Annotated in this window: 8 protein-coding genes and 2 pseudogenes; 4 read left to right on the plus strand and 6 right to left on the minus strand. The window is 47.5% G+C overall.

Annotated features, from left to right (window positions below):
• Positions 1–66: 66 nt before the first annotated feature.
• On the minus strand, positions 67–414 hold the full coding sequence (locus GBN19_RS13485) for an IS630 transposase-related protein (RefSeq protein WP_151778499.1): 348 nt from the start codon (positions 412–414) through the stop codon (positions 67–69).
• Positions 415–473: 59 nt separating this feature from the next.
• Between GBN19_RS13485 and GBN19_RS16150 the strand changes: the two are divergent.
• The 4 genes and pseudogenes from GBN19_RS16150 to GBN19_RS13510 all read left to right on the plus strand — a co-directional run.
• Positions 474–805 (plus strand): annotated as a pseudogene (locus GBN19_RS16150) (GGDEF domain-containing protein).
• Positions 806–816: 11 nt separating this feature from the next.
• Positions 817–1,305, plus strand: coding sequence for a phosphate-starvation-inducible PsiE family protein (locus GBN19_RS13500; protein WP_151778500.1), 489 nt, complete (start codon positions 817–819; stop codon positions 1,303–1,305).
• A complete protein-coding gene (locus tag GBN19_RS13505; RefSeq protein WP_446053817.1) occupies positions 1,292–1,720 on the plus strand; it encodes a M48 family metalloprotease in 429 nt (142 codons plus the stop codon). The genes GBN19_RS13500 and GBN19_RS13505 overlap by 14 nt, the downstream gene beginning before the upstream one ends.
• Positions 1,698–1,877, plus strand: a pseudogene (locus GBN19_RS13510) (IS3 family transposase); the annotation flags it as partial. The gene GBN19_RS13505 and the pseudogene GBN19_RS13510, both read left to right, overlap by 23 nt.
• A 110-nt stretch (positions 1,878–1,987) precedes the next feature.
• Here the strand turns inward: GBN19_RS13510 and GBN19_RS16155 are convergent.
• From GBN19_RS16155 to codB, 5 genes are all read right to left on the minus strand, one after another.
• Entirely contained in the window at positions 1,988–2,338 is a 351-nt protein-coding gene (locus tag GBN19_RS16155; RefSeq protein ID WP_228271280.1) for a hypothetical protein, read from the minus strand.
• Complete coding sequence (locus GBN19_RS16160) at positions 2,322–2,579, minus strand: hypothetical protein (protein WP_228271281.1); 258 nt, start codon at positions 2,577–2,579, stop codon at positions 2,322–2,324. Before GBN19_RS16160 ends, GBN19_RS16155 begins: the two co-directional genes overlap by 17 nt.
• Positions 2,580–2,770: 191 nt before the next feature.
• Complete coding sequence (gene codA / locus GBN19_RS13520; protein WP_151711008.1) at positions 2,771–4,072, minus strand: cytosine deaminase; 1,302 nt, start codon at positions 4,070–4,072, stop codon at positions 2,771–2,773.
• Between the two features lie 10 nt (positions 4,073–4,082).
• Entirely contained in the window at positions 4,083–5,300 is a 1,218-nt protein-coding gene (locus tag GBN19_RS13525; protein WP_151778501.1) for a PucR family transcriptional regulator, read from the minus strand.
• Positions 5,297–6,574, minus strand: coding sequence for a cytosine permease (gene codB / locus GBN19_RS13530; protein ID WP_151711007.1), 1,278 nt, complete (start codon positions 6,572–6,574; stop codon positions 5,297–5,299). The genes GBN19_RS13525 and codB overlap by 4 nt, the downstream gene beginning before the upstream one ends.
• Between the last annotated feature and the right edge of the window lie 543 nt (positions 6,575–7,117).

Genomic DNA, 7,117 nt, shown 5'->3' on the forward strand with positions numbered 1-7,117 from the left:
CTGATTTATCACTTATAAAACTGAATTGAGTGGTCTAATTAACGGAACCACATTAGTTTAAATCTTTTAAATACTGCTCTCTGAGTTCTGTTTTTGCTTTTGGGTGCAGTAAGGTCTTTTTTTAACTGTGATATTTAGACGCTTGAGCGCATCTCCAATTGTAGAAGTACCACAACCAAAACGAGCAGCGCGCTCATATTGATAATCATCAGGATATTGTGCAAAATCTGCACGTAAGGCATCATCATCAACTTTAGATGGTTTTCTTGGTCGAGTTCTTTTTATTTCGATTCGCTTTTTCCATTCGACAATTGTATTTTTATCAATTTCGAAGTGCTGAGCAACCGCTCGAATAGATTGGCCTTCTTCAAGCTTGGCTAATATTTTGTTTCTAAAATGTATTGGATAACTCATATCGGTATTGTATTGTTTTTTTTGCGTGCTTACTATATGGACACGGGTGCGGCGATGAGGTGCTCAAGCACTTTACTGCACGGTTGAGGGAACACATTCGCGCAACCGACATGGCTGCCCGGATTGGGGGGAGGAATTCGCTGTGTTGTTGGAAGCGGCATCGATTGAAGACGCCCAAGTATGGGCGGAGCGATTTCGTCAGGACGTTGCGACGACAGCGGTGGTGTGTGGAGAGGTGTCGATCAGCTATAGCGCCAGCATGGGGGTAGCCCCCCTTGACGTCCGCTTAAACTCTTTCGAGCAGGTGATGCAGCAGGCGGACAGCGCGCTCTACCAGGCTAAAAGACAAGGGCGCAACCAAGTTGTGGGCGCACAAGTATTTCAGAATTGAGAGGAATGGCGATGAAGGAAAAGCAACCGGACCCGATCAAAACATTTCGTGCCCAATGGGCAGTGATGACGTTCTACGAGCGCTTCGAACAGGTGATCGCGCTCGCGCTGTCCGCAATCATTGCCGTGATCATCGTGGTCTCGCTGCTGCAGCTGATCTCGATCATCTTCAGCCTGCTGGTCATCGATGCGTTCAATCCGCTCGATCACAAGGTCTTCCAGACCGTGTTCGGCATGATCATGACGCTGCTCATCGCCATGGAGTTCAAGCATTCCATCGTGCGGGTGGCCTTGCGCCGCGATAGCATCATCCAGGTCAAGACGGTGATCCTGATCGGGCTGATCGCCCTGGCGCGCAAGTTCGTGATCCTCGACCCGGAGACCAGCCCCGCCAAGATCGCGGCGCTCGCAGGCGCGACGCTGGCCCTCGGGGCGACTTACTGGCTGCTGCGCGAGCGCGATGACCGGGCCGCCAGGGAAAGCCCAAATGAGCCATCGTGATCGGCGCCACGCGCAGGCTGCCGCGGGGTTCACCCTGCTGCTCGAACCGGCGGTGGCTTCCGGGCTGACCCTGCGGCTGTATGGCGCACGCCCTCTGCACCCGAATGAAGCGCCCGATCTTTGGGCTGTGTTGCGCGAACTGGCGGCGCGGGCCGGGTTGCCTGCCGTGCCGGTACCGCACTACGTGCCCAGCGGGGTCGTCAACGCCTTCGCCACCGGTACGAAGCATCACGCGGCCATCGCGCTGACCGACTGTCTGCTGCGTAGCCTCACGCCCCGCGGACCCACAGGGATTGGCTTTGGCGCTCGCCAAGATCGAGCGGGAGAGTCGCGCCTAGCTGCTGCCCGGATGGGGCAAGCCGGAACCCTCCTGTTTTTTAAGCACACATCATTTCTGGGGCATACTCAAAAATGAACTAGTCCATCATCGCAACTACAAAACAAGGGAAGAAGCCAAAGCGGATATTACAAAATATATAGAGTTATTTTATAATCAACGAAGAATTCAAAAAGGCTTGGATTTTAAGACACCAAATCAAATGGCAGAAGACTTTTATCGGTTAGCTGCCTAGAATCTCCCAAGTGAAAGTCTCCTGCTAATTCAGCACACATCAACATGATATTCCGTATCAAAAGAACCAAAGGTCGAATAGTTCACTCTAGCTTGTTTGTTGTCGATATCCTAATAACCAAAAGTTAAGGTTGTGTCATAAGTTGGTGTCGCCCACTGGCCAAACACGTTGGCATTCATGCGACTGCCGGTCTTATTGTTATTTTTATTGTCCAAGAATGAATACCAAACGGATGAACCTAGCGTATATCCGGCCGTATCCTTCTGACCCTGATATGCATAACGCATCATTAGCATATTCTTTTCATCAATCTGGGTGGCATTGTCTGATACGCCTTCAATAAAATTGGCACTATAACGTGATGCATCCTTACTATCCCCTTTATAGTTACCGCCATCCTTTGGAAAATAGCCAAAGCTCCAAGACTGCTGATCCTGACTCAGATCATAGCAACTGGACACAGCGTGCTGTAATCTTGCCGTCCACTTGATCTTTCTTGTAATTCAGATTGAGCCGGACATCACTGATCTGCGCTTTACTCTTTTCGCTTTCAGCATATTCTTTATATTGATAATTGCCTCGCACAAAACCAGAAACCGACCAGCCCTGTTCTTCCGCATGCGTCACAGTTGTTGCAGATAAAATAGCCAAAGCTAAGCCTGAAGGAATCGTTATATGGTGGAATACATTTTTTTTAAGCATAAGAAACCCCTTATCTATGCAGAACATAGACAATTTTTGATTTAGTGATTTGGATTGCGGGTCAGGTAAATCCGGTTTAGGGCAATGCCGCTTGTTATATATCCGGATTTTGCCTACCCGCTGGATCAGTTCATCGAAAAATATCTTTCATTCGGATCAGATATTTTTAGTGTGTTGTTTTACCTATTAAATTAGACGCCAATCGCTAAACGCGTAGTCGCAACATCCTGTTGAGGTTGAGCAGGCGTGGTAACAGACAATAATTGCACCTGATCTTTCTGACGCTGCATGATGATGTTGCCATGACGCACACTGAGCACCGCCTTGGCCTGATTCGCGACAACCTCATAATCATTCTTGGCATTGAACAGGATAAAGCTCGCCGGTTTGCCTACTTCGATGCCATATTGATCGCCCAGGCACATGGTTTTGGCAGAATTGTCCGAGATTAGATCCAGACAGTGCTGCAGATCTTCATAGCCTAGCATGTGACAGATATGCAAACCGGCATCCAAAATGCGTAAGATATTGCCATTGCCGACCGGATACCATGGATCACGGATCGAGTCCTGCGCAAAGCAGATGTTCATGCCAGCACGGTTAATCTCCGCCACGCGGGTCAGACCACGACGTTTTGGATAGCTGTCAAAGCGGCCCTGTAAATGGATGCTTTCGGTCGGGCAGGAAATAAAGTTGATTTTTGAGCGCTTCAGCAAACGGAACAGTTTATAGCAGTAGGCATTGTCATAAGAGCCCATAGCTGTGGTGTGACTGGCCGTGACACGTTCGCCCATGTTTCTGACCAGTGCTTCATCGGCCAATACTTCCAGAAAACGTGAGTTCGGATCATCGATTTCATCGCAATGGACATCAACCAGTACATTGTATTTTTCGGCCAAGTCCATCAGGTAATGCACGGAACTCACGCCTTTGTCACGGGTATATTCAAAATGAGGAATCCCCCCGACCACATCAGCCCCCATCTGCAAGGCTTTTTCTAGCAGTTCACGGCCATTTTTAAAGGACTCAATGCCTTCTTGCGGAAATGCCACGATCTGCAGATTCACCACATCCTTGACTTCGTTCTTGACCTCAAGCATGGCTTGCAATCCGGTCAATTGCGGATCGGTAATGTCGACATGGGTACGCACATGCTGAATGCCATGCGCCACCAGCATGTCGATGGTCTGTTTTGCGCGTTGTTTTGTGTCTTCAAAGGTAATGCTGGACTTGCGTTGTGCCCAGCGTTCAATTCCTTCAAACAGGGTTCCGGACATATTCCATTCCGGCTCACCCGCGGTCAGTACCGCATCCAGATGAATGTGTGGATCAACCAGTGGCGACATCAGTAACTGCTGTTTCGCATCAATCACGTCAGCTCCTTCGAGGGTTAGTAACCCGGCCTGTGGCTCAATCGCATCAATTACGCCATTGTGATAGCTGATGGTGAATAAACCGGTCTTTTTACGTAAGGTTGCATTGATAACTTTCATATTCTTTTCTCTAATCATGGGATATTTGCCAAATTAATAGGGCAACAGAAGCATTCAAACGGAAATTGGGATTGCCCAATGATTGTCCGGTTAATGCTTCAATTTTTTGGATACGCTGGTTCAGGGTATTGCGGTGAATACCCAGCCGGGCAGCGGCTTGAATGGCATTGCCACTTTCCTTTAACCAGGCATCCAAGGTTTCAATCAGCAGATAGGGTTGTTTTTTTTCTGGCTCAATCAGGCAGCCGAGTGTTTCATTCATTAGTTGCTGGGTAACGGCTTTGTTTGGAATTGCCTTGATCAATCTGAGCACGCCCAATTCGTTATACAGGCAGACACCGGAACTGGTCTTTAAATCAGCGGCAATTTCTTCAGCCTGACAGGCTTCCCAGTAGCCGCGCTGAAAGGCAACGGCAGAATTCACTTCGGTGGAAAGTCCAACATACAACTTGAGATCGGATTCAGACTCGCGCAAAGCAGAAACCAATGCCGACAGAGCCTGGAACCAGAAATTCAGATCCTGATCCTGCAAGGATAGAACCAAACTAAACTGCTCTCCCTGCGGAACAATAGGGAAAACCTGTTCATGCTGTTTTCTCCAGCTTTCCAGATGTTTATAACAGGCCTGTTTTTTCTGGTACAGATCATGGGCTTTGTGTTGTGCACCACTATCCTGAAAAAAGTCTTGCACATTACTCAAACGAACCACTGCCACCACATGTTGCCCTAACAAGGGTAAACCCAACTGCTGTGCCCGCAACTGAATGGTTTCCAGTGATGGATACTGGCCCAGTAACAGCTGGCTCACCACGTCCTCTGCAGACTTCTTGATTTGCGACAGCTGTACCAAGCGGGTTCCAATCACATGGGTCAGTTCCACTAGCTTGAGGTGGTAAGGCTGTTCAATCAGGGGTAATCCGAGTGTATCGGCCTTTTCCAGCACTGTGGCCGGAATCTCACGAATAAAATCGGTACCGGTCAAGATCACAATACCTGCTACGTTTTTGATAGCAGCCTGATCTAATAGATCTAGCAGGTTGGCTTCATCCCGTACCTGGTTGATACCGGTAATAAATATCAGTTCACCACCTTCAATCCAGTCGGAAATTCCTTCGTTCTCGGCGACATAGAACCAGCGAACTAGACGGTGCACATGATCGGCACCTGCCCGCAGCCGCAGTTCATACAACTGTGGTAGTTCCAGTACTTCTTGCACCGTCATACTCATACTGATGGTCCTGTCATCACTTGTACTGTTTTTTCAGCCGATTTTGCTGGAAATAAACGGATCAACACCACATAACATACGGAAGCAACCACAATCCCGACAATCGGGGCAATCCAAGGAGAGTTATACGCCACGATTGCACCGATGCTATAAGCTATCAGACCATTCCAGTTAAAATTTGGCAGTTCTACATCATTCAACAATGGATATTGACCTTTGTAGCGAACCCAGTAATCCGCCATGATGACGCCACCTACAGGTGGGATGATCGCACCGAGTAACAACAGGAATGGCAATAACAACTCATACATGCCTGCGACAGCCAGCACAATCCCCACAATCGCCGCCAGGATCGTCATGGTTTTACGACGTTCGCTACGTACTAAATGGCATGCTGCTGCGGACACGTTATAGATAGTTGGGCCTTGAATAGTCCACAAGTTCATGCACAGCATAATCACTGCTGCGACAGATAGACCTTGCAATACTAGAACCTCTACAATGTCAGCTTGTTGGTAAACAATCGCCATCCAGGCACCCGCCAAGACCATCAAACCGTTACCAATGACAAAGCTGATCAGACATGCCCATACTGCGATCTTGCCGTTTTTCGACATACGGGTCCAGTTGGTGATTTGCGTTGCACCACTGGCAAACGTACCAAATACGATGGTTACAGCGGTAGAGAACGTCATGGCTTCCGTTGGCTTAACAGCAGTCAAGCCCGTCCAACCGCCAATTTCTTTGGTGGCCAATACAATTGAGGTAATGAGCAGGATAAACATCAATGGAATTGAAACCCGTGACAGGTATTCCAGCCCTTTAAAACCAACCAATGCGGTCACTGAGAAGAGTAAACCGAACAACACCATTAATGGTATTACCCAGCTTTCTGGCATCCCAACAATTTTCACCAGCGAAATAGCCAGTGTTGCAGTTCCCCAGGCGTACCAGCCCAGTTCAGCAAAACCCAATAAAAAGTCGGAGAGTTTGCTGCCTAAATTACCAAAGCAGAACCGCCCCATTAATACCGTATTTAAACCACTGCGGGCAGAAATTAAACCGAGTGATGCAGCATAGAGAGCCAGTAACAGGTTACCAATTGCCGTGATCCAGAGGAGGTCAACAAAATTAAATGCGACACCAATTTTGCCACCAGCAAACATAGTGCCGGTAAAAAAAGTAAAACTAAACAGCACCATTGCAATCGGAAACAATCCTTTTCGATTGGCTTGGGGTGTTTCAGTCAGTGGACTTTCTTCATGTGTACTCATTTTTAGCTCCAGTCTCTTGCGTTATTTTTGAATACACCTGAGTTTGCAAGAGCCGTGCCGCTTTAAAATTGGGTTACTTTTAAGCAATATGCCCTTTACAACATGTGCAACATGCACATTTACATATATTTTTAATACATTTCTACGCCAGCTTTTTGTGCATATTGTTGATTAAATGAGTTGATTTGGAGCAATCTCTAAGGAGTAAATATCACGAAGATTTATTGGTTGAGCAATTAAAGAAGCATGTTGCAACTAAAGGCAGACCGCCCAAGTTAAGTGTGGAAGACCAGGTCCTTCTCTGTATGAGCTATTGGCGGGAATATCGAACATTGGACTGCTCCCTGTATCCTAGACACGAGACAGACTCATTTTGAACCATGAATAAAACTCAATTTTCCCAACCCATAGCACACTGATGTGTGCTTAAAAAACAGGAGGGTTTAACTTGGTAAACTATACATACTCATTAGGAGTTTACCATGAGCAAGAAACAGAAGACTTACACCGCAGAATTTAAAGCTGAAGCCATAAAAGCCATTG

This window comes from Acinetobacter brisouii, from assembly GCF_008993995.1.
Lineage (GTDB): Bacteria > Pseudomonadota > Gammaproteobacteria > Pseudomonadales > Moraxellaceae > Acinetobacter > Acinetobacter brisouii_A.

Coding starts and splice junctions, on each gene's coding strand:
- codB (WP_151711007.1), bottom strand. CDS start 6,574: ATGAGTACACATGAAGAAAGTCCACTGACTGAAACACCCCAAGCCAAT.
- GBN19_RS13485 (WP_151778499.1), bottom strand. CDS start 414: ATGAGTTATCCAATACATTTTAGAAACAAAATATTAGCCAAGCTTGAA.
- GBN19_RS13525 (WP_151778501.1), bottom strand. CDS start 5,300: ATGAGTATGACGGTGCAAGAAGTACTGGAACTACCACAGTTGTATGAA.
- GBN19_RS13505 (WP_446053817.1), top strand. CDS start 1,292: ATGAGCCATCGTGATCGGCGCCACGCGCAGGCTGCCGCGGGGTTCACC.
- codA (WP_151711008.1), bottom strand. CDS start 4,072: ATGAAAGTTATCAATGCAACCTTACGTAAAAAGACCGGTTTATTCACC.
- GBN19_RS16160 (WP_228271281.1), bottom strand. CDS start 2,579: ATGCTTAAAAAAAATGTATTCCACCATATAACGATTCCTTCAGGCTTA.
- GBN19_RS13500 (WP_151778500.1), top strand. CDS start 817: ATGAAGGAAAAGCAACCGGACCCGATCAAAACATTTCGTGCCCAATGG.